20 protein-coding genes and 1 other RNA gene are annotated in these 19,759 nt (G+C 61.4%); 10 read left to right on the top strand and 11 right to left on the bottom strand.

All coding sequences use genetic code 11. The annotated features are described in order from the left end of the window. Nucleotides 1-145: 145 nt before the first annotated feature. The 7 genes from CAF73_RS07495 to CAF73_RS07465 all read right to left on the bottom strand — a co-directional run bounded on the left by CAF73_RS07495 (nucleotide 146) and on the right by CAF73_RS07465 (nucleotide 7,872). Nucleotides 146-1,762 (bottom strand): iron ABC transporter permease, encoded by a 1,617-nt coding sequence (locus tag CAF73_RS07495; protein ID WP_085702357.1) that lies wholly within the window; start codon nucleotides 1,760-1,762, stop codon nucleotides 146-148. Nucleotides 1,763-1,918: 156 nt separating this feature from the next. After that, nucleotides 1,919-2,923: an extracellular solute-binding protein gene (locus CAF73_RS07490; RefSeq protein ID WP_085696907.1), complete on the bottom strand. Its 1,005-nt coding sequence runs from the start codon at nucleotides 2,921-2,923 to the stop codon at nucleotides 1,919-1,921. 137 nt (nucleotides 2,924-3,060) lie between these two features. Then, complete coding sequence (locus CAF73_RS07485) at nucleotides 3,061-4,278, bottom strand: 2-octaprenyl-3-methyl-6-methoxy-1,4-benzoquinol hydroxylase (RefSeq protein ID WP_176247713.1); 1,218 nt, start codon at nucleotides 4,276-4,278, stop codon at nucleotides 3,061-3,063. Between the two features lie 9 nt (nucleotides 4,279-4,287). Next, nucleotides 4,288-4,773 (bottom strand): DUF4442 domain-containing protein, encoded by a 486-nt coding sequence (locus CAF73_RS07480; RefSeq protein WP_085696905.1) that lies wholly within the window; start codon nucleotides 4,771-4,773, stop codon nucleotides 4,288-4,290. After that, nucleotides 4,766-5,953, bottom strand: coding sequence for a 2-octaprenyl-6-methoxyphenyl hydroxylase (gene ubiH / locus CAF73_RS07475; protein WP_085702355.1), 1,188 nt, complete (start codon nucleotides 5,951-5,953; stop codon nucleotides 4,766-4,768). Before ubiH ends, CAF73_RS07480 begins: the two co-directional genes overlap by 8 nt. Beyond that, entirely contained in the window at nucleotides 5,950-7,284 is a 1,335-nt protein-coding gene (gene pepP / locus CAF73_RS07470; protein WP_085696903.1) for a Xaa-Pro aminopeptidase, read from the bottom strand. The genes ubiH and pepP overlap by 4 nt, the downstream gene beginning before the upstream one ends. 27 nt (nucleotides 7,285-7,311) lie before the next feature. After that, nucleotides 7,312-7,872, bottom strand: a complete 561-nt coding sequence (locus CAF73_RS07465) for a YecA family protein (RefSeq protein WP_085696902.1) — start codon at nucleotides 7,870-7,872, stop codon at nucleotides 7,312-7,314. 125 nt (nucleotides 7,873-7,997) lie between these two features. Here CAF73_RS07465 and CAF73_RS07460 point away from each other — a divergent pair, with 125 nt between their 5' ends. The 4 genes from CAF73_RS07460 to CAF73_RS07445 all read left to right on the top strand — a co-directional run bounded on the left by CAF73_RS07460 (nucleotide 7,998) and on the right by CAF73_RS07445 (nucleotide 9,416). Next, the gene (locus CAF73_RS07460; protein ID WP_007940359.1) at nucleotides 7,998-8,207 is read left to right on the top strand and encodes a TIGR02449 family protein; all 210 of its coding nucleotides are present in this window, start codon (nucleotides 7,998-8,000) and stop codon (nucleotides 8,205-8,207) included. Continuing rightward, nucleotides 8,204-8,521, top strand: a complete 318-nt coding sequence (locus CAF73_RS07455; protein ID WP_007951811.1) for a cell division protein ZapA — start codon at nucleotides 8,204-8,206, stop codon at nucleotides 8,519-8,521. The genes CAF73_RS07460 and CAF73_RS07455 overlap by 4 nt, the downstream gene beginning before the upstream one ends. Nucleotides 8,522-8,551: 30 nt before the next feature. Continuing rightward, nucleotides 8,552-8,730, top strand: a non-coding RNA gene (gene ssrS / locus CAF73_RS07450) — 6S RNA. Nucleotides 8,731-8,810: 80 nt separating this feature from the next. After that, nucleotides 8,811-9,416, top strand: a complete 606-nt coding sequence (locus tag CAF73_RS07445) for a 5-formyltetrahydrofolate cyclo-ligase (RefSeq protein WP_085696901.1) — start codon at nucleotides 8,811-8,813, stop codon at nucleotides 9,414-9,416. Between the two features lie 35 nt (nucleotides 9,417-9,451). On the opposite strand, the gene CAF73_RS30140 is transcribed toward CAF73_RS07445, so the two are convergent. Continuing rightward, nucleotides 9,452-9,607 (bottom strand): hypothetical protein, encoded by a 156-nt coding sequence (locus CAF73_RS30140; RefSeq protein ID WP_007911192.1) that lies wholly within the window; start codon nucleotides 9,605-9,607, stop codon nucleotides 9,452-9,454. Nucleotides 9,608-9,804: 197 nt separating this feature from the next. Between CAF73_RS30140 and CAF73_RS07440 the strand changes: the two genes are divergently transcribed. The 4 genes from CAF73_RS07440 (at nucleotide 9,805) to CAF73_RS07425 (ending at nucleotide 15,176) form a co-directional block, all read left to right on the top strand. Further along, nucleotides 9,805-10,254, top strand: coding sequence for an EVE domain-containing protein (locus CAF73_RS07440; RefSeq protein ID WP_085696900.1), 450 nt, complete (start codon nucleotides 9,805-9,807; stop codon nucleotides 10,252-10,254). A gap of 121 nt (nucleotides 10,255-10,375) precedes the next feature. After that, complete coding sequence (locus CAF73_RS07435; RefSeq protein ID WP_085702354.1) at nucleotides 10,376-11,341, top strand: HlyD family secretion protein; 966 nt, start codon at nucleotides 10,376-10,378, stop codon at nucleotides 11,339-11,341. Further along, nucleotides 11,338-14,058, top strand: a complete 2,721-nt coding sequence (gene rbbA / locus CAF73_RS07430; RefSeq protein WP_085702353.1) for a ribosome-associated ATPase/putative transporter RbbA — start codon at nucleotides 11,338-11,340, stop codon at nucleotides 14,056-14,058. Before CAF73_RS07435 ends, rbbA begins: the two co-directional genes overlap by 4 nt. Then, nucleotides 14,058-15,176, top strand: a complete 1,119-nt coding sequence (locus CAF73_RS07425) for an ABC transporter permease (protein WP_085702352.1) — start codon at nucleotides 14,058-14,060, stop codon at nucleotides 15,174-15,176. The genes rbbA and CAF73_RS07425 overlap by 1 nt, the downstream gene beginning before the upstream one ends. A gap of 16 nt (nucleotides 15,177-15,192) precedes the next feature. Here the strand turns inward: CAF73_RS07425 and CAF73_RS07420 are convergent, their stop codons facing one another. Continuing rightward, nucleotides 15,193-15,600: a flagellar basal body-associated protein FliL gene (locus CAF73_RS07420; RefSeq protein ID WP_027610485.1), complete on the bottom strand. Its 408-nt coding sequence runs from the start codon at nucleotides 15,598-15,600 to the stop codon at nucleotides 15,193-15,195. Nucleotides 15,601-15,750: 150 nt separating this feature from the next. Here CAF73_RS07420 and CAF73_RS07415 point away from each other — a divergent pair, with 150 nt between their 5' ends. Continuing rightward, nucleotides 15,751-16,728, top strand: coding sequence for an NADPH:quinone oxidoreductase family protein (locus CAF73_RS07415; RefSeq protein ID WP_085696896.1), 978 nt, complete (start codon nucleotides 15,751-15,753; stop codon nucleotides 16,726-16,728). Nucleotides 16,729-16,779: 51 nt separating this feature from the next. On the opposite strand, the gene CAF73_RS07410 is transcribed toward CAF73_RS07415, so the two are convergent. After that, nucleotides 16,780-17,388 carry an energy transducer TonB gene (locus CAF73_RS07410; RefSeq protein WP_085702351.1) on the bottom strand — a complete coding sequence of 203 codons (609 nt, stop codon included), beginning with the start codon at nucleotides 17,386-17,388 and terminating at the stop codon, nucleotides 16,780-16,782. 326 nt (nucleotides 17,389-17,714) lie between these two features. Between CAF73_RS07410 and glpT the strand changes: the two genes are divergently transcribed. Next, nucleotides 17,715-19,064, top strand: a complete 1,350-nt coding sequence (gene glpT, locus CAF73_RS07405) for a glycerol-3-phosphate transporter (protein ID WP_085696894.1) — start codon at nucleotides 17,715-17,717, stop codon at nucleotides 19,062-19,064. Here glpT and CAF73_RS07400 read toward each other — a convergent pair. After that, entirely contained in the window at nucleotides 19,040-19,708 is a 669-nt protein-coding gene (locus CAF73_RS07400) for a gamma-glutamylcyclotransferase (RefSeq protein WP_085696893.1), read from the bottom strand. The genes glpT and CAF73_RS07400 overlap by 25 nt on opposite strands. Nucleotides 19,709-19,759 lie beyond the last annotated feature (51 nt).

The following is a 19,759-nucleotide window of genomic DNA, read 5'->3' as shown; positions in this document are numbered from 1 at the left end:
CCGGGCGTGGCGAAGGTGCGGAACGCTGCTGCACGGATCGGAAAACCCCGTAAAAAAGGGCTTTCAGCCGATTTCAGCGACAGGGTCTGTCAGACGGACCGCACCGAATGCCGCGCATTGTAGCCGCATGATTCAGGACTCACTACTAAGTGTTTCGATGCGCCGAGCGGCGAATAAGTCCGACAACCGGCAACAGACCGACCAGCACCAGGGTCAATGCCGGCAGCGACGCCCTCGCCCATTCGCCTTCGCTGGTCATTTCGAAGATCCGCACCGCCAGCGTGTCCCAGCCAAACGGGCGCATCAGCAGGGTCGCGGGCATTTCCTTGAGCACATCGACGAACACCAGCAACGCGGCGCTGAGCGTGCCGGGCAGCAACAGCGGCAGATACACTTTGAAAAACAGTCGCGGCCCACTGACACCCAGGCTGCGTGCCGCTTCAGGCAAAGAAGGCCGTATACGCGCCAGACTGCTTTCCAGCGGCCCATAGGCCACCGCCACGAACCGCACCAGATACGCCAGCAGCAACGCCGCCAGACTGCCCAGCAGCAAGGGTTTGCCCGCACCGCCAAGCCAGCCGGACAGTGGAATCACCAACTCCCGATCCAGATAACTGAACGCAAGCATGATCGACACCGCCAGCACCGAGCCCGGCAAGGCATAACCGAGATTGGCCAGACCGACCGCAGAGTTGATCGTCCGGGTTGGCGCCAGACGCCGGGCGAACGCCAGCAACATCGCAACGCCGACCGTGATCAGCGCCGCCATGCCGCCCAGATATAACGTGTGGAGAATCAGCCCGGCGTAGCGCTCATCCAGATCGAATCGCCCGCGCTGCCAGAACCACACCACCAGTTGCAGCACCGGAATGACAAACGCACAGGCGAACACCAGACCGCACCAGCCGCTCGCCGCCCAGGCCTTTGGCCCGCGCAAGTGATACAGCGCCTTGACCCGTGGTCGCTCGTTGCTTGCCCGATTGGCGCCGCGCGCGCGACGTTCGCCGTACAGCACCAGCATCACCACCAGCAACAACAGGCTGGCCAGTTGCGCGGCGCTTGGCAGGCTGAAGAAGCCATACCAGGTCTTGTAGATCGCGGTGGTGAAGGTGTCGAAGTTGAACACCGAGACCGCACCGAAATCCGCCAGGGTTTCCATCAACGCCAGCGCTACACCGGCACCGATGGCCGGCCGCGCCATCGGCAATGCCACGCGCCAGAACGCCTGCCACGGCGACTGGCCGAGCACTCGCGCGGCTTCCATCAAGCCCTTGCCCTGCGCCAGGAACGCGGTGCGCGCCAGCAGGTAAACGTAGGGATAAAACACCAGCACCAACACCAGAATCACGCCACCGGTGGAGCGCACTCGCGGCAGGCGCAGGCCGCTGCCGAACCATTCGCGCAGCAGGGTCTGCACGGGACCTGCGAAGTCCAGCAGGCCGACGAAGACGAACGCCAGCACGTAGGCCGGGATGGCGAACGGCAGCATCAGCGCCCAGTCGAGCCAACGTCGTCCGGGGAATTCGCAGAGGCTGGTGAGCCAGGCAAGGCTCACGCCGATCAGCGTCACACCGACACCGACGCCGAAGACCAGCGTCAGCGTATTGCCCAGCAGGCGCGGCATCTGGGTTTCCCACAGGTGCGACCAGATCTGCTGATCGATGGTTTGCCATGAGAGCAGGAGCACGCTGAGAGGGAGCAACACCAACGCGGCGATGGCGAAGACGATGGGGTACCAGCGGCGTTGGGCGGGGTGGGCCAATGAAACAGTCTCGTTCAAATGTGTGTGCCCACGCTTTGCGTGGGCACACATCCTGTGACGCTCCGCATCACGCTATCGTTGATGCGACGCAGAGCGTCGGGGCCTGCATTCCCACGCAGTCGGTTCGACGTGGGAATGATCAAAAAAAGTGAAAACTCAGTTCCAACCCGCCCGATCCATCATCCGGATCGCTTCAGCCTGACGCTTGCCCGCCACTTCAACCGGCAGCGTATCAGCCACGAACTCCCCCCAAGCCGCCACTTCGTCCGAAGGCTTCACCGCCGGATTCGCCGGAAACTCCTGGTTCACATCGGCAAAGATCTTCTGCGCTTCAGGCGTGGTCATCCACTCGACCAGCGCCTTGGCCGCTTCCGGGTGTGGTGCGTGTCTGGTCAGGCCGATACCCGACAGATTGACGTGTACACCGCGATCCGCCTGGTTTGGCCAGAACAGTTTCACCGGCAGTTCCGGCTTCTGCTTGTGCAGGCGCCCGTAATAGTAGGTGTTGACGATGCCGACGTCGCACTGGCCGGCGTTGATCGCTTCCAGCACCGCGACGTCGTCGGAGAACACGTCGGTGGACAGGTTGTTGACCCAGCCCTTGAGGATCTTCTCGGTCTTCTCGGCGCCGTGCACTTCGATCATGGTGGCGGTCAGCGACTGGTTGTAGACCTTCTTCGCCGTGCGCAGGCACAGGCGGCCTTCCCAGTTCTTGTCGGCCAATGCTTCGTAAGTGGTCAGTTCACCCGGTTTCACCCGTTCGGTGGAATAGGCGATGGTCCGGGCGCGCAGGCTCAGGCCGGTCCAGGCGTGGCTGGACGAGCGGTATTGCAGGGGAATGTTGGCGTCGATGGTTTTCGAGGTGAAGGGCTGGAGAATGCCCATCTGCTCGGCCTGCCAGAGGTTGCCGGCATCGACGGTCAGCAGCAGGTCGGCGGTGGCGTTCTCGCCTTCGGCCTTGATCCGCTGCATGAGCGGCGCTTCCTTGTCGGTAATGAACTTGATCTTCACCCCGGTCTTGGCGGTGTAGGCATCGAACACCGGTTTGATCAGTTCATCGATACGCGAGGAGTAGACCACCACCTCGTCGGCGGCCTGGGCGGCAGTGCTGCCGATCAGGGTCAGGGCCAGTGCGGTCAGAACACGCTTGGATGCCAACATGGGAGCGGTCTCTCGGTCGGGAAAAGTGGCCCAAATGATAAGGACTCACATTTGCGAGCTCAATCGAACACTTTCCCAAGGAGTTACCAGATGTTGCACAGCCCGAAACTTCCGGCGCCGTCAGCCTCAATAGAGCACTAAGGTTTAGCCAGGACTGGAAGGTCCCCAGTCAGCCCCAATGCTTCACGCACAAACAGCGCCTTGGCCTCTGGCATCTGCTCGACGATTTTCAGGCCGGTGTTGCGCAACCAGCGCAATGGCAATGGATCGGCCTGGAACAACCGCTCGAACCCCTCCATCGCCGCCATCAGTGCCAGGTTGTGCGGCATGCGCCGGCGCTCGTAGCGGCTCAGGACTTTCACGTCCGCCAGGCGTTCGCCGCGTTCGTGCGCTTGCAGCAGCACTTCAGCCAGCACGGCGGCATCGAGGAAGCCGAGGTTCACGCCCTGCCCCGCCAACGGGTGAATGGTGTGCGCCGCATCGCCGATCAGCGCCAGGCCTTCGGCCACGTAACGTTTGGCGTGGCGTTGACGCAGCGGCACGCACAGGCGCGGGTCGGCGCTGATGACTTCGCCAAGGCAGCCTTCGAACGCTCGCTCCAGCTCACGGCAGAAATCCGCTTCATCCAGCGCCATCAATCGCTCGGCCTCGCTCGGCGTGGTCGACCAGACGATCGAGCACCAGTCCTGCTGACCGTTACGCTCAAGCGGCAGAAACGCCAGCGGCCCGTGATCGGTGAAACGCTGCCACGCGGTCATCCGGTGCGGTTTGCTGCTGCGCACGCTGGTGACGATGGCGTGATGCAGGTAATCCCACTCACGGGTGGCGACGCCGGTCAGACGGCGCACGGCGGAATTGGCCCCGTCCGCCGCAATCACCAGCGGTGCGCGCAAAGTGCGGCCGTCGGCCAGGGTCAGCAGCCAGTCGTCACCGGAGCGGCGCATCTGCTCCAGCCGCGCGTTGGCCAGCAGGCCCATGTCGCAATCGTGCAGACGGTCGAGCAAGGCATCCTGGACCACGCGGTTTTCGACGATATGCCCGAGCACATCGGCGTGTACGCTGCTGGCCGAGAAGTGAATCTGGCCGGTGCCGCTGCCGTCCCAGACGTGCATGTCGGTGTAAGGGCTGCTGCGTCGGTTGACGATGCCGTCCCACACGCCGAGGCGATCGAGGATGCGCTGGCTGGCCGCCGACAGTGCGCTCACCCGTGGCTCGAACGGCGCGTCGCCATTGAAGGGTTTGACGCTCAACGGGCTACCGTCGAGCAACAGCACTTCCAGTCCGCTGCCCTGCAACGCCAGCGCCAGGGCACTGCCGACCATTCCGGCTCCGACAATCAGCACATCCGCGCGCATTTCCATGCTTTAAGCCTGTCTCGCTGGCGGCTTGAGCCGCACGTAAAGGGTTTTACCGACCCGCGCCACCAGGTTGCCGGCGCCGTCATGAATATCGACCTGCAACTGCGGCAGGTACTTTTCGCCACTGGCGGTCTGCCGACGGATCTCGTCGAGCAACGTGTCGTCGATGTGGAACCGGGCGAACACCGGGCCTTTGCCTGGCGCTATGAAATCAATGTCAGCGGCCTTGTCCCAGACGATGTACCGCGAGCCGAGGTTTTCCATGAGCATCAACATGAAGAACGGATCGACCATCGAATACAGACTGCCGCCGAACTGGGTGCCGACATAATTGCGGTTGTACCAGCCCAGGCCCATCGAGACCTGAATGTCCCGAAAGTCATCGCTGATGTGCTTCACCCGGACACCCGCGCCGAAGTATGGCGGGTAGAACGTCATGATCCAGCGCATCAGCCGCGCCTTGCCAAATAGTTTGATCAGCCACTCACGCATCCGGCCGCGTCCCCAGCCCCATGGCCTGACGGGCGAACCAGCGTTTGGCCGGCGGCAGCAGATCGAGGCCGAGCAGGCCGATGTTGCGTCCCAGTGATACCAGCGGCTGGGTACTGCCGAACAGCCGCGTGACCTGATCGGAGAAGCCGACGGTGAGGTCCTGATCGAGACGCTGACGCTCGCGATAAGCCTGCAACGTGGCGAAATCCCCCAGCGGTTTGTCGCTGGTCAGCAGCGCGGCGGCCAGCGCATCGGCATCGCGCAGGGACAGGTTGAAACCCTGCCCGGCAATCGGGTGCAGACTGTGGGCGGCGTTGCCGAGAACGGCCAGATGCGAACGCACCTGCTCTTCGGCTTCCACCAGCGCCAGGGGGTACAGATGCCGTGCGCCGACCTGTTTCAGGGTGCCGAGGCGATAACCGAACACGCCTTGCAGTTCGCTGAGGAAATCCCGCTCGCTCAGGTCCGCCAGACGTTGCGCGTCCATGCCCAGACGGGTCCAGACCAGCGCGCAACGGTTTTCCGGCAGCGGCAGCAGCGCCATCGGGCCTTCGTCGGTGAAGCGTTCGAACGCCATGCCGTTGTGGGCTTCGCTCGGGGTGATGTTGGCGATCAGTGCGCTCTGGTTATAGGGGCGCTTGCGTACGTTGATGCCCAGTTGCTCACGCAGACCGGAACGGCCGCCATCGGCGAGCACCGCCAGATCGCACTCGACCGTGGTCTCATCGTTGAGGGTCAGGCGATAGCCGTCCGGCAACGGTTCCATGCGGGAGACTTCTGCCGGGCAGCGCCAGCTGATCACGTCTTTGTCGAGGTGCTGCCACAGGCACTGACCGAGCCAGGCGTTTTCCACTACATAACCAAGTGCCGGAACGCCCTCTTCCATCGCCGACAGGCGAGCGGTGGAAAAGCGCCCACGGTCGGACACGTGAATCTGTTTGATCGGCTCGGCGCGGCGGGAGATTTCCTGCCACACGCCCAGCCGCTGATAAATCTGTCGCGAGCCGAAGGACAGCGCCGAGGAACGCGCGTCGTAGCTTGGCTGCCAGGTGTTCCCGGGGGCGAACGGTTCGATCAGCACGATCTTCCAGCCACGGGCCTTGGCCCCGGCCTGCAAGGCCAACGCCAGACTGGCGCCGACCAGACCGCCACCGATGATTGCCAGATTGACCCGGCTCATGCCGCGCAGGTCCGTGCTTGCGCCATCAGGGCTTCGATCTCGGCGACGGTTTTCGGCACGCCGCCGGTCAGGATTTCACAACCGCTCTTGGTCACTACCACGTCATCCTCGATGCGCACGCCAATGCCGCGCCATTTTTTCGCTACGTTCTGATTGTCCGGGGCGATGTAGATGCCCGGCTCCACGGTCAGCGCCATGCCGACTTCCAGCACCCGCCATTCACCGCCGACCTTGTACTCGCCGACGTCATGCACATCCATCCCGAGCCAGTGGCCGGCGCGGTGCATGTAAAACGCCTTGTAGGCCTCGGAGGCGATCAATTCGTCGACTTCGCCCTGCAACAGCCCCAGCTTCACCAGCCCGGCGGTAATGACCCGGACCGTGGCTTCGTGCGCCTGGTTCCAGTGTTTGTTTGGAGCGATTTCGGCGAACGCTGCTTCCTGCGAGGCCAATACCAATTCGTAGATCGCTTTCTGCTCGGCGGAAAACTTGCCGTTGACCGGCCAGGTGCGGGTGATGTCGCTGGCGTAGCAGTCGATTTCGCAGCCAGCGTCGATCAGTACCAGATCGCCGTCCTTGAGCAACGCGTCATTCTGCTGGTAATGCAGGATGCAGCTGTTGCGCCCGGCAGCGACGATCGAACCGTAGGCCGGCATTTTCGCCCCGCCCTTGCGGAACTCGTAATCGAGCTCGGCTTCGAGGCTGTACTCGTACAGGCCGGCACGGCTGGCCTGCATTGCCCGGATGTGGGCCTGGGCGGAAATCCGCGCCGCTTCGCGCATCACCTTCACTTCTGCCGCCGATTTATACAGACGCATGTCGTGCAGCAGGTGATCCAGGGCAACGAATTCGTTCGGCGGCTGGGCGCCGAGATGCGCCTTGGAACGAATCACGTTGATCCAGTCCATCAGGTGGCGGTCGAACTCCGGGTTGCTGCCCATGGCCGAATACACCCGGTCGCGGCCTTCAATCAGGCCCGGCAGGATGTCGTCGATGTCGGTGATGGGGAAAGCGTCGTCGGCGCCAAAATCGCGTATCGCGCCTTCCTGGCCGGCGCGCAGACCGTCCCAGAGTTCGCGTTCGGCATTGCGTTCACGGCAAAACAGCACGTACTCGCCGTGTTCGCGACCGGGCATCAGGACGATGACCGCCTGTGGCTCGGGGAAACCGCTGAGGTACTGGAAGTCGCTGTCCTGGCGATAGACATGCTCGACGTCGCGGTTGCGGATGGCGACCGCGGCGGCAGGCAGGATCGCGATGCTGTTGGGTTCCATCTGCGCCATCAGCGCCTTGCGGCGCCGGGCGTATTCCGCTTTCGGGATATGGATCATGGGCAGATGGCTTTCCCTGGCACGCGATCAGTGCAGCGACGGCTTGGCCGCTGGCGGCACGTCGGCCTTTTTGGTTTCGGAGAACAGCAGCAGCGGCGCTACACGCAGGTACTCCATGACTTCCATATAGTCGCTTTCGCCGTCTTCGGACTCTTCCAGTGCGTCTTGCACCTGGGAGATTGCTGCAAGATCCTGCAACACTTCGGTGGCTTCGGTACTCAGCATGCTGCTGTCGCGGCAGTTCAGGCCGAAACCGGTGAGGAAGCCCTGGCACCATTCGCCCAGCGCGGCGGCGCGCTCGGTCAGCGGAGCGTCATCGTTCGGCAGCAGCAGAACCACGGTGATATCGTCGCCGGTGAGTTCGCTCTTGACCATCTCCTGCAGACCGATCAGCGCGTTGCGGACGTTGTCCTGCGGCTCGCTTTCGAGCAGCTCGGCAGCATCGATCAGCCATTCTTCGGCATTGAAGCCGGCGCCGGCGCAACTGCGACCCAGCAACAGGCCGTGCAGTTCGGCAGGCGAAACGGAGTGACCGCTGGAATTGAGCAGGGTGGCAAAGCCTTGGTACGGGGAATTCTGAATGGGCATGGGCAGCTAGGCGCCAGACGGCGCTATGTCTAGAATGAAGGCCTTGTATCCTACATCGACAGACTCGCCAAGACCATTAAAGGCTGTCCGCCAGCCAAACCCATCAGACCGAATCAGTGGACACAATGGAAGACACCGACCTGCAAGCGCTGATGGCCAGACTCGAACTGCTGATTACCCGAGTCGAGCAACTAAAAAGTCAAAATGCACTCTTACTTGCTCAGGAAAAGACCTGGCGCGAGGAACGCGCGCACCTCATTGAAAAAAACGAAATCGCCCGGCGTAAGGTCGAATCGATGATTTCGCGCCTCAAGGCCCTGGAGCAAGACTCATGAGTTCAAGCAATAGCGTTACCGTGCAGATCCTCGACAAAGAGTATTCGATCATCTGTCCCCAGGAAGAGCGCAGCAATCTGATCAGCGCCGCCCGCTACCTGGACGGCAAGATGCGCGAGATTCGCAGCAGCGGCAAAGTCATCGGCGCCGACCGCATCGCCGTGATGGCCGCGCTGAACATCACCCACGATCTCTTGCACAAAGAAGAGCGTCCGGACATCCAGGCCAGCGGTTCGACCCGTGAACAGGTGCGTGACTTGCTCGATCGTGTCGATCTGGTGCTGGCCGACGATCCGGACATCAGCAAGGGCTGATTCACCAGGCCGCTTGAGTTATACTCGCCGCACTCCCTGGGGTGCTTGCCAGTTGACGATGTCCCTGAGCCGATTTGCACTACCCTGGGGGTTGCACGTTGGGCTGGTGTGCATGTCCGCCAGACGGAAAGCCTTAAAGCCTACTGCATCCTCCACCTTGAACTCTCGGGTTCAAGGGCTAAGTCGACAGCGGCTCATCCGGGGAGCCTGATTCGAATCCGATGCCGGTGCATGCCGGCATCGGATTTTTTATGCGTACGTTTTCGTCCCATCCTGCCGAAGCCGAACCATGACCGAACCCGCGTTGCTGCCCCGCCCCCAACTGCGCCGCCTGCTGCGCAAGGCCCGCCGCTCTCTGACGCCAAGCCAGCAACGCCAGGCCGCCGAAGGCCTGTACAAGCAACTGGCACAAGACCCGCACTTTCGCCGGGCCAAACACATTTCCCTGTACCTGCCCACCGACGGTGAAATCGACCCGCGCCTGTTGCTGCGCGCGGCCCAGCGGCGTGGCAAGAAAACCTACCTCCCGGTGCTCAGTGCCTGGCCGAGGACCAAAATGGTCTTTCAACAGATCCGCCCAGGCGAAAAACTCAAGCCCAACCGTTTTCGCATCCTTGAGCCGCGCGCCAATCTGGCCCGTCAGCGCAAGGTCTGGGCACTGGATCTGGTGTTGTTGCCACTGGTGGGATTCGACGATGTCGGCGGGCGCCTGGGCATGGGCGGCGGATTCTACGACCGCAGCCTGGCGTATCTGGCCCGACGCCAGAACTGGCGCAAGCCTACACTGCTGGGTCTGGCCCATGAATGTCAGAAAGTCGGACGTCTCGCGCAAGCGAGCTGGGATGTACCGTTGCAGGGAACGGTGACAGACAAGGCATGGTATTTCGCGGGATAGACGCCCCGCGGATCAGCGGCGTCGAAAAGGCAGTTTCAGCGTTTGAAGGCTGTCGACTGTTGTACTTGTTGCGCCACTTCAATCGGAGCATCGGCCTTGTTGGCCCACAGACTTTGCGCATAACCGGTGGTCACGACGCCCAGACCGAACAAAATAACCAAAGTCCACAGCAAATCCGGTTTGCGTTTCATCGATTGCCCCCCTCAAGGCACATCATCACGATGACAGCAGCGGTTTCCATTCGTAGGCCGTGCAGCAGCGTCAAGCTTTAAAGGCCGGCATTTTGCGACAACGTGAACCGCTGCGCAAATGCTGACGTCAACCGACCGTCGGTTTGTCATAAAATTGCCCGACAACCTGCCCAACGACCGCTTGAGGAGCACACACCATGGCCTACTGGCTGATGAAATCCGAGCCCGACGAACTCTCGATCAAGGGTTTGGAAAAGCTCGGCAAAGCGCGCTGGGACGGGGTTCGCAACTATCAGGCACGCAATTTCCTGCGGGCCATGGCAGTAGGGGACGAATTCTTTTTCTACCACTCCAGCTGCCCGGAGCCGGGAATTGCCGGGATCGGCAAAATCATTCAGGCAGCGTACCCGGATCCCACCGCAATGGATCCGCAAAGCCATTATTTCGACCCGAAAGCCACGCCAGAGAAAAACGCCTGGAGCGCGATTGACGTCGCCCATGTGGAGACGTTCAGCCGGGTCTTGAAGCTGGATTATCTGAAACAGCAGACCGCACTGGCCGAAATGCCGCTGGTACAAAAGGGCTCGCGACTGTCGGTGATGCCAGTGACGGCCGAGCAGTGGGCGGCAGTACTCGGTTTGCGCTGAGAGACCTCGGCCCTTGCGGCTGACATGACTCAGCGCTGCTGCTTCGCCGACATTTGACCGACATCAAGCGATGCCATCGCTTAACCCGTCAGACTGAACGCCCAAGACGCAGGATGCCCTCATGTCAACGCATCGACGCTCCTCTCTGATATACGCCGGCGCCCTCATTCTGTTGTTGATGGCGGCCGGAGGCTTCGGTTACTGGAAGTCCATGAGCAACCGCCTTCCCGAGGGGCTCCACAGCGCAAACGGGCGACTTGAGGCAACGCAAGTGCAGATCGCCAGCAAGACCCCGGGACGTCTCGCCGAGGTCTTGGTCGACGAAGGCGACAAGGTCAGCAAAGGGCAACTGCTTGCGCGAATGGACACCCGAACCCTCGAGGCCCAGCGTAATCAGGCCGAAGCCGAGGTTATCCGCGCCCGCGAGAACCTCGCCGCCGCCCAGGCCAACGTGCAGCTGCGCCTGAGCGAGCAACTGCTGGCCCAGCAAGAACTTGGCCGCTCGCAGTCGTTGTTCAAGCACGGTTTTGTCAGCGCGCAGGTCATCGATCAATTGCAATCAAGGATCGGCACCGCTAACGCTGCTGTGACTGCTGCCCGGGCGCAGGTCGCTGCAGTCAGCGCGGCCATCGGTGCAGCCCAGGCCCAGGTTGCGCAACTGGCCAGCGAGATCGATGACAGCCGTCTGCGCGCGCCGATCGACGGGCTGATCCAGTTGCGCATGGCCGAACCCGGCGAAGTGCTGGGTGCCGGCGGCCGAGTCCTGCTGCTGATCGATCCCGGCGACCAATACATGAATCTTTACTTGCCGGCTTCCGTCGCCGGGCGTCTGGCGGTCGGCGATGAAGCGCGGATCCTGCTCGACGCCCTGCCCGATCAGGCCTTGCCGGCGAAAGTCAGTTTCGTGGCGGCCAAATCACAATTCACACCCAAAGAGGTCGAAACCCGCGACGAGCGACAAAAACTGGTCTTTCGCGTCAAGCTGCGCCTGACCCGACCTGGCGACGTCCCCCAGGCCAAGCCCGGCATGCCCGGCGCAGGCTATGTGCGCACCGCGCCGATCGACTGGCCGGCCAATCTGCAATGAACAGCGTCGCGGTTCACGCGAACGCCATCACTCACCGCTATGGCGAGCGGCAAGCCCTGAATGGCATTGCGTTCGACCTGCCGACCGGTACCCGCTGCGGCTTGATCGGCCCTGACGGCGCAGGCAAATCCAGTCTGTTGGGGCTGATTGCGGGCGTGAAAACCCTTCAGCAAGGGCAACTGGAAGTGCTTGGCGGTCCGATCCAGGATCGCAGCCACCGCAACACGCTGTACGCGCGCATCGCTTTCATGCCGCAAGGATTGGGCGGCAACCTGTACCCGGAACTGTCGATCCGCGAGAACGTGCATTTTTTCGCCACCTTGTTCGGCCTCTCTGCAGACGAAAGCGCCCAGCGCCTGCACAACCTGTTGCTCGCGACCGATCTGCTGAGGTTCGCCGATCGACCAGCCGGCAAACTTTCCGGCGGCATGAAACAGAAACTCGGACTGTGTTGCGCACTGATCCACGAACCGGATCTGCTGATCCTCGACGAGCCGACCACCGGCGTCGATCCGCTTTCACGCCGCAAGTTCTGGGAGTTGATCGACGATGTTCGACGCCAACGACCGCAGCTGACCCTGCTGGTCGCCACGGCCTACATGGAGGAAGCAGAGCAGTTCGAGCATTGCCTGATGCTCGACGGCGGGCGGATGATCGCCACCGGTTTGAGCCGCGAACTGGCCGCTGTAACGCCCAGCGGCAAGCTGGATGACGCCTTTACTCATTTCCAGGGTGACAGCCGTCACACCACTCAACCACTGCAGATCCCGCCTCGCACCGGCAACGCCGATATTGCCATCGAAGCTCATGACCTGACGTTGCGTTTCGGCGACTTTACGGCCGTGGATCACGTCAGCTTCGCCATCGGGCGAGGCGAGATTTTCGGTTTCCTTGGCTCCAATGGCTGCGGCAAGACCACCACAATGAAAGTCCTGACCGGACTGATGCCTGCCAGCGAAGGTAGCGCAACGCTGCTGGGCAATCCGGTGGATGCGAAGGATCTGGCCACGCGCAAACGGGTCGGATTCATGTCTCAGAGCTTTTCGCTGTATGGCGAACTCAGCGTCCGGCAGAACCTTGAACTGCACGCACGCCTGTTCGACTTGCCGAAAACCGAGAGCGCCCAGCGCATCGACGCGCTGATTCAACGCTTCGATCTGCACGGTGTCGCCAATCAATCGTCCGGGGCCTTGCCGCTGGGAATACGCCAGCGCCTGTCACTGGCGGTGGCGGTCTTGCACGGCCCGGAAGTGCTGATTCTGGATGAGCCGACCTCCGGAGTTGATCCCGCGGCGCGAGACGATTTCTGGCGCCTGTTGATCGAGCTGTCCCGTGATCAAGGCGTGACCATTTTCCTCTCCACCCATTTCATGAACGAAGCTCAGCGTTGCGACCGCATTTCGCTGATGCACGCGGGCAAAGTGCTGGCCTGTGACACGCCGACGGCACTGCAACAACAGTTTGGCGGCAAGTCCCTGGAGGCAGCGTTCGTGAGCTGCCTTGAACAGGCTCAGGGCGACGCCGAAACCGCCCCGCCCCCCGAGCCGTCACCGGCCCCGAAAGCGCCGGCCGGTTCCGTCAAGGAACGGGTTTTCAGTTTCGGTCGTCTGACGGCAGTGGCTCGCCGCGAAGGCAAAGAGCTGGTCCGCGACAAAGTGCGCATGGCGTTTGCACTGCTGGGTGCGATTTTCATGATGGTGATTTTTGGCTTCGGGATTTCCCTGGATGTGGAGAACCTGGCCTTTGCCGTGTATGACCAGGATCAAACGCCACAAAGCCGCGCCTATCTGGAGGCCTTTCGCGGCTCCCGCTATTTCGCCGAACAGCCGCCCATCGAAGATCCACAGGCTCTGCACCGTCGGCTGCAACGTTCGGAAATCAAACTGGCGCTGGAGATCCCGCCCGGCTTCGGCCGCGACCTGTACGCCGGGCATCGGCCGGAGGTCGCGGCGTGGCTGGATGGCGGCATGCCCTTTCGCGCCGAGACCAGTCGCAACTACGTCGAGGCCGTTCATCTGGTCAATCTTGAGCAACTTGCCGAACAAAGCAGCCCGGCCTTGACCCTGTCAGCCCCGGCCACGCTGCAGACCCGCTTTCGCTATAACCAGGATGTGGTCAGCGTCAATGCCATCGGTCCCGGCGTGATGGCGCTGATTCTGGCCTTCATTCCGGCGATGCTGACGGCGCTCGGCATCGTGCGCGAGAAAGAGCTGGGCTCAATCACCAACTTCTACGCCACGCCCCTGACCCGCCTCGAATTCCTCCTGGGCAAACAAATGCCTTATCTGCTGGTCAGCCTGGTCAACCTCGCCGTGCTCACGGCCATGAATCGCTGGTTGTTCGGCGTGCCCTTCAAGGGCAGCCTGCCGACCCTTGCGTTCGGCGGGCTTTTGTATGTACTGGCCACCACCAGCATGGGCCTGCTGATTTCAGCGTTCACCCGAACACAGATTGCGGCGATCCTCGGCACCATGATCATCACCAGCCTGCCGACCATTCAGTTCTCGGGTCTGATCGTGCCGCGTTCTTCGCTGGAAGGGGCCGCCGCCGTGATGGGCGTGCTGTTTCCGGCCGGTCACTTCCTCGACATCGCCGTAGGAACGTTCACCAAAGCTCTGGACCTGCGCCAGCTCTGGCCACAATGCCTGGCGCTGGGCGGCTTTTTTATCGGGTTCACCGGTTTGAGCCTGATCATGCTGAAAAAGCAGGAGGCCTGATGCACAAGCTCGCACATATCCTGCGATTGGGCCTCAAGGAGCTGACGAGCCTGCGCCATGACAGCGTACTACTGCTGTTCCTGTTCTATGCCTTCACCGTGGCCATCTATATGCCAGCCGCCGGTTCGGTGATCGGCGTGCATAACGCCAGCGTGGCGATTGTCGACGAGGATCACGGCGCCCTTTCGCGCCAATTGGCCGAAGCGCTGCAACCTCCGGAATTCCAGACGCCGGTACCGCTGCCCTACGAGCAACTGGATGAAGTCATGGATAGCGGCCGATACACATTCGTCATCAACATCCCCGCCAGTTTTCAGACAGACCTGCTCGCGGGTCGCCAGCCAGCCCTGCAGGTCAACGTCGACGCCACCGCCATGAGTCAGGCGTTCATGGGCGCCGGCTACATCAGCCGGATATTTCAACGTGAGTTATTGGCTTACTCAGGCCAGGGTGATGTGCAGACCGGGTCTGCGGTGCAACTGACGACTCGAGCCCTGTTCAATACCAATCTTGAGGGCGGTTGGTTTCTGGCCGTGATTCAGATCGTCAACAACATCACTATTCTGGCGATTGTTCTGACCGGCACCGCGCTCCTGCGCGAGCGCGAACACGGCACACTGGATCATTTGCTGGTGCTGCCGCTGACCGCACTGGAAATCATGCTGGCGAAAGTCTGGAGCAATCTGCTGGTGGTGGTGCTATGCACCTGGCTGTCCCTGGAAGTGATTGTCAAAGGTGCGTTGGGCGTACCTTTATCCGGCTCATTGAGCCTGTTCTTGCTGGTTACGGCCGTTTATCTGTTCGCCAGCACCGCGCTGGGCATATTTCTGGCAACGCTGGCGCGTTCGACACCGCAGTTCGGCCTGCTGGCCATCCCGGTGATTATCCCGATGTTGCTGTTGTCCGGCGGCAGTACACCACTGGACAGCATGCCGCAGTGGTTGCAATGGGTCATGCAAGGGTCACCGTCCACCCACTTCGTCAGCCTCGGCACCGCGATCCTGTTCCGCGACGCCGGGCTGAGCGTGGTGTGGCCTGACTTGCTGGCGCTGGTCGTCATCGGTTTGCTGTTCTTTTTCATCGCCCTGGCACGGTTTCGCAAGAGCCTGGCGTCCTGAACAACCGCGACAACATTTACTGAATGATCAGGTTGTTGAACAACAGATCCTCGACCACCGGCTTGCCGGTCTCGTCATTCATCACTTGCTGGGTCTGCTTCAAGGCTTCCTGACGCAGTTTTTCCTTGCCTTCGATGCTGCCCATCGCTTCGGTGGTTTGCTGAGTGAACAGCGCCACCAGTTGATTGCGAATCAGCGGCTCGTTGGCCTTGACCAGTTTGGTCGCCTCTTCGCCGGTCACCCGCAGTGCCACGTCGGCCTTGTAGACCTTCAGCTTCGGCGTGCCATCCAGCCCGTAGTTGCCCACGAACGGCGGGCTCAGGGTGATGTAGTTGACCTTCGGCGCCTCGCCCTCTTTGGCTTCTTCGGCCAGCGCTGCCACAGGCAGAGACAGGGCCAGCAACAACATGATCCACGCTTTCACAATTCGCTCCTTATCCGGTTTGCGGCCTAGCATAACGACCCGCCGCGCAAGCACAAGCTTATGGCGGACTATCAGGGCCGGGCATGCTCGTTGACCCGTTGACTGCCACACCTACACTTATCGGCCATCACTCCCAAAGGAATAGCCCTGATGAAAGCCGTGCTGTGCAAAGCCTTCGGCCCTGCCGAATCGCTGGTGCTGGAAGACGTCGCCAGTCCTGTCGCCAAGAAGAACGAAATCCTGCTGGACGTGCACGCCGCCGGGGTCAACTTCCCGGACACGCTGATCATCGAGGGCAAGTACCAGTTCAAGCCGCCCTTCCCGTTCTCCCCGGGTGGGGAAGCCTCCGGCGTGGTCAGCCAAGTGGGTGAAAAGGTCAGTCACCTGAAGGTCGGCGACCGGGTCATGGCCCTGACGGGCTGGGGCAGCTTTGCCGAGCAGGTCGCAGTGCCGGGCTACAACGTGCTGCCGATCCCGCCGTCGATGGATTTCAACACTGCCGCCGCGTTCAGCATGACCTACGGCACGTCGATGCACGCCCTCAAACAGCGCGGCAACCTGCAACCGGGTGAAACCCTGCTGGTACTCGGTGCCTCCGGCGGCGTTGGTCTCGCCGCCGTGGAAATCGGCAAAGCCATGGGCGCCCGGGTGATTGCCGCCGCCAGCAGCGCGGAAAAACTCGCCGTCGCCAAGGCTGCCGGTGCTGACGAACTGATCAACTACAGCGAAACCAGCCTCAAGGACGAGATCAAACGCCTGACCGACGGCCAGGGCGCCGACGTGATCTACGACCCGGTCGGCGGCGACCTGTTCGACCAGGCTATCCGCGCCATCGCCTGGAACGGCCGCCTGCTGGTCGTCGGCTTCGCCAGCGGACGCATTCCCGAACTGCCGGTCAACCTCGCCCTGCTCAAGGGCGCGGCGGTACTCGGCGTGTTCTGGGGTTCCTTCGCCCAGCGCCAGCCGCAGGACAACGCCGCAAACTTCCAGCAACTGTTCGGCTGGTTTGCCGAGGGCAAGCTCAAGCCGCTGGTGTCGCAGGTCTACCCGCTGGGCAATGCCGCGCAGGCGATCAATGATCTCGGGCAGCGCAAGGCTGTGGGCAAGGTTGTCGTCAGCGTGCGCTAAACGGAAAAAGCTGTCTGGTCATGTACCTGACCAGACAGGCATGCACTGTTCTCATAAAACCTTGCGAATGTCTTCCGGCAGAAGGGTGACGTATTTAAGGCCTGGACTCTTTTGGCAGCGCGTCACAATGCTGGGAACACGCTTGTTCATTTTGGCAACCATGGCCAGGCGTTGCTCCATCGGGATCTGTCCCTGGAAAAACGTATTTGCCAGATAACCGCGCACATAATGAAACGGTGCAGCATCCACCCAGGCATGTCTTGGATAGTGCGCCAGCAAACTGTTGAACTCGCGGCATTTGAGATCCTTCAGCCACAGATTGACACCGTCGGGAGAGTCGAATCCGAACGTCATCGGGGCGATTATTTCCTGCTCTGGCGGGCGTTCTCCTTCAACAGTCCACGGTTTAAAGCGCCATTGCGCCAGCGCTTTTTTGACCGCATCGGACAGTTCGGCATGATCGCTTTTCAAAATGCCGACCTTACTCACCGCTCCGTCTGCACTGACGGTAAAGCTTACTTTGACGCCTCCGGTAAACCCGGCCCGTTGCAGCCCCGGAGGGTAGATTGGTTTCGGATGATGTTCCGGAATCAAAAATACCTCGGCCGCCCAGGTACTGCCCGCCACCAACAGCAAAACCAACAACGTACACCAGCGCATGATTCCTCCCCTCGCGACCCGAATGCCCGATCAGGCATCTGCGAAAAGGTTAAGGCGCGCCCCTCCAAAATAGAACGTCGCCGCTTCTGCGTTGCAAGCAGGAGATTTCCTCAAAACTTGCCCTACGTCTCGCTGAAACCCTGCAGGAAGCCGCCGAAGTAACCTTTCCCACAGCGCCCCTCACTTATATCTGAGCGACATGTTCATAAAGGAACGTGCGACTTCCAACATTTCCACTGTTTTGTCGATGGGAAGCGGTGCTATTTTCGGTAACGAAACTGTAACATTCGCATCCGCAGTCAAAACAAGAAATCTGGAGCTCTTGAATGTTTGCTTTCTTTCGTCCTGCCGCACATCAGGCTCCATTGCCTGAAGAAAAAATCGACAGCACCTACCGACGCCTGCGTTGGCAGATCTTCGCCGGCATCTTCTTTGGCTACGCGGGTTACTACCTGCTGCGCAAGAACTTCTCGCTGGCCATGCCGTACCTGATCGACGAAGGCTACAGCCGTGGCGATCTGGGCCTGGCGATGTCGGCGATCGCCATTGCGTATGGCTTGTCCAAGTTCCTCATGGGCCTGGTCTCCGACCGCTCCAACCCGCGTTACTTCCTGCCCTTCGGCCTGCTGGTATCGGCCGGGGTCATGTTCATTTTCGGTTTCGCGCCTTGGGCAACGTCCAGCGTGACCATGATGTTCATCCTGCTGTTCATCAACGGTTGGGCCCAGGGCATGGGCTGGCCGCCGAGCGGACGCACGATGGTGCACTGGTGGTCGCAGAAGGAACGTGGCGGCGTGGTGTCGGTGTGGAACGTGGCGCATAACGTCGGGGGCGGCCTGATCGGCCCGCTGTTCCTGGTCGGCATGGGCCTGTTCAACGACTGGCACGCAGCGTTCTACGTTCCGGCCGCTGTTGCTCTGGCGGTAGCGGTGTTCGCGTTCGTGACCATGCGCGACACCCCGCAATCGGTTGGCCTGCCGCCGATCGAGAAGTACAAGAACGACTATCCGGAAGGCTACGACGCCAGCCACGAAGACGAATTCAGCGCCAAGGAAATCTTCGTCAAATACGTGCTGCGCAACAAAATGCTCTGGTACATCGCCATGGCCAACGTCTTCGTTTACCTGCTGCGCTACGGTGTACTGGACTGGGCGCCGACCTACCTGAAGGAAGCCAAGGGTTTCACTGTAGATAAAACCTCGTGGGCCTATTTCTTCTACGAATGGGCGGGGATTCCAGGCACGCTGCTGTGCGGCTGGATGTCAGACAAGATCTTCCGTGGCAACCGTGGCCTGACCGGCATGGTGTTCATGGCGCTGGTGACCGTGGCGACCCTGGTTTACTGGCTGAACCCGGCCGGCAACCCGACCATCGACATGATCGCGCTGTTCTCCATCGGCTTCCTGATCTACGGCCCGGTAATGCTGATCGGCCTGCAGGCGCTGGAGCTGGCACCAAAGAAAGCCGCCGGTACTGCTGCGGGCTTCACCGGTCTGTTCGGGTATCTGGGTGGTTCGGTCGCGGCCAGTGCAGCGATGGGCTACACCGTGGACCATTTCGGCTGGGATGGCGGTTTCGTGTTGCTGGTGGGCGCTTGCCTGCTGTCGATGGCCTTCCTGGCCCCGACCCTGTGGCACAAGCAAGTCGCCAGTCAGACCCGCGAAGCAGTCGCCTGATCGGCCTTTGACCTGCAGCGCTTGAGCCGCGCCTCCAGATTCCGGTCTGGCATGGCGTGGCTGCGCAGGGCGTGAGCGGTCTGCTCGACATAATCGCGAGTCGTGCCGTAACGCCCGCAAGCGCTTTCGAACACCTGGCTCAGCACATGATCCGGCAAGTTGCCGGCATAGCTGGGCAGGTGTCGCTCCAATACGAATCCCAAGGCCTGAACCTGGCTGCCATCTTCGAGTCGGCAGTTGAGCCAGTGTGGGCGATAGGACGGGAACGGCATCTCGCGCTTCCACAACGCATACAGCGCGCTGTCCAGGTTGTCTTCCGGCAACCGGTAGGCGAAGCCGCTGCACGAACCGCCCCGGTCCAGACCAAAGACCAGACCCGGCATTTCCGGCGTGCCGCGATGCTCGTGGGACCACAGGTACAAGCCACGATGGTAGCCATGCACTCGACCGCGCACACGCTCGACGGCGGTGCATTCCGGCCGCCAGATCAGCGATCCGTAGGCGAACAGCCACACCGGCCCGCCCTTGTGGCGCGCCATGGTCGATTGCATGGAAGCGAGAAGTTGTTCGTGCGTCAGCTGCGGCCCGAGATCGAGCCGCGGAGGGTAAGCCAGGTTCAGAAAAGCGTTCTCAATGGCGCTCATGGCGAATAGCGTTCAGCTCCCCGCGGGTGAAGAATTACTTAATAGAACGCA

It is taken from the genome of Pseudomonas sp. B15(2017) (assembly GCF_002113215.1).
GTDB lineage: Bacteria > Pseudomonadota > Gammaproteobacteria > Pseudomonadales > Pseudomonadaceae > Aquipseudomonas.
This window is presented reverse-complemented; position numbering and strand designations above follow the sequence as displayed.

Coding starts and splice junctions, on each gene's coding strand:
- CAF73_RS07410 (WP_085702351.1), bottom strand. CDS start 17,388: ATGCGCTGGTGTACGTTGTTGGTTTTGCTGTTGGTGGCGGGCAGTACC.
- CAF73_RS07415 (WP_085696896.1), top strand. CDS start 15,751: ATGAAAGCCGTGCTGTGCAAAGCCTTCGGCCCTGCCGAATCGCTGGTG.
- CAF73_RS07455 (WP_007951811.1), top strand. CDS start 8,204: ATGAGTTCAAGCAATAGCGTTACCGTGCAGATCCTCGACAAAGAGTAT.
- CAF73_RS30140 (WP_007911192.1), bottom strand. CDS start 9,607: ATGAAACGCAAACCGGATTTGCTGTGGACTTTGGTTATTTTGTTCGGT.
- pepP (WP_085696903.1), bottom strand. CDS start 7,284: ATGATCCATATCCCGAAAGCGGAATACGCCCGGCGCCGCAAGGCGCTG.
- glpT (WP_085696894.1), top strand. CDS start 17,715: ATGTTTGCTTTCTTTCGTCCTGCCGCACATCAGGCTCCATTGCCTGAA.
- CAF73_RS07465 (WP_085696902.1), bottom strand. CDS start 7,872: ATGCCCATTCAGAATTCCCCGTACCAAGGCTTTGCCACCCTGCTCAAT.
- rbbA (WP_085702353.1), top strand. CDS start 11,338: ATGAACAGCGTCGCGGTTCACGCGAACGCCATCACTCACCGCTATGGC.
- CAF73_RS07435 (WP_085702354.1), top strand. CDS start 10,376: ATGTCAACGCATCGACGCTCCTCTCTGATATACGCCGGCGCCCTCATT.
- CAF73_RS07425 (WP_085702352.1), top strand. CDS start 14,058: ATGCACAAGCTCGCACATATCCTGCGATTGGGCCTCAAGGAGCTGACG.
- CAF73_RS07440 (WP_085696900.1), top strand. CDS start 9,805: ATGGCCTACTGGCTGATGAAATCCGAGCCCGACGAACTCTCGATCAAG.
- CAF73_RS07485 (WP_176247713.1), bottom strand. CDS start 4,278: ATGCGCGCGGATGTGCTGATTGTCGGAGCCGGAATGGTCGGCAGTGCC.
- CAF73_RS07460 (WP_007940359.1), top strand. CDS start 7,998: ATGGAAGACACCGACCTGCAAGCGCTGATGGCCAGACTCGAACTGCTG.
- CAF73_RS07400 (WP_085696893.1), bottom strand. CDS start 19,708: ATGAGCGCCATTGAGAACGCTTTTCTGAACCTGGCTTACCCTCCGCGG.
- CAF73_RS07480 (WP_085696905.1), bottom strand. CDS start 4,773: ATGCGTGAGTGGCTGATCAAACTATTTGGCAAGGCGCGGCTGATGCGC.
- CAF73_RS07490 (WP_085696907.1), bottom strand. CDS start 2,923: ATGTTGGCATCCAAGCGTGTTCTGACCGCACTGGCCCTGACCCTGATC.
- CAF73_RS07445 (WP_085696901.1), top strand. CDS start 8,811: ATGACCGAACCCGCGTTGCTGCCCCGCCCCCAACTGCGCCGCCTGCTG.
- ubiH (WP_085702355.1), bottom strand. CDS start 5,953: ATGAGCCGGGTCAATCTGGCAATCATCGGTGGCGGTCTGGTCGGCGCC.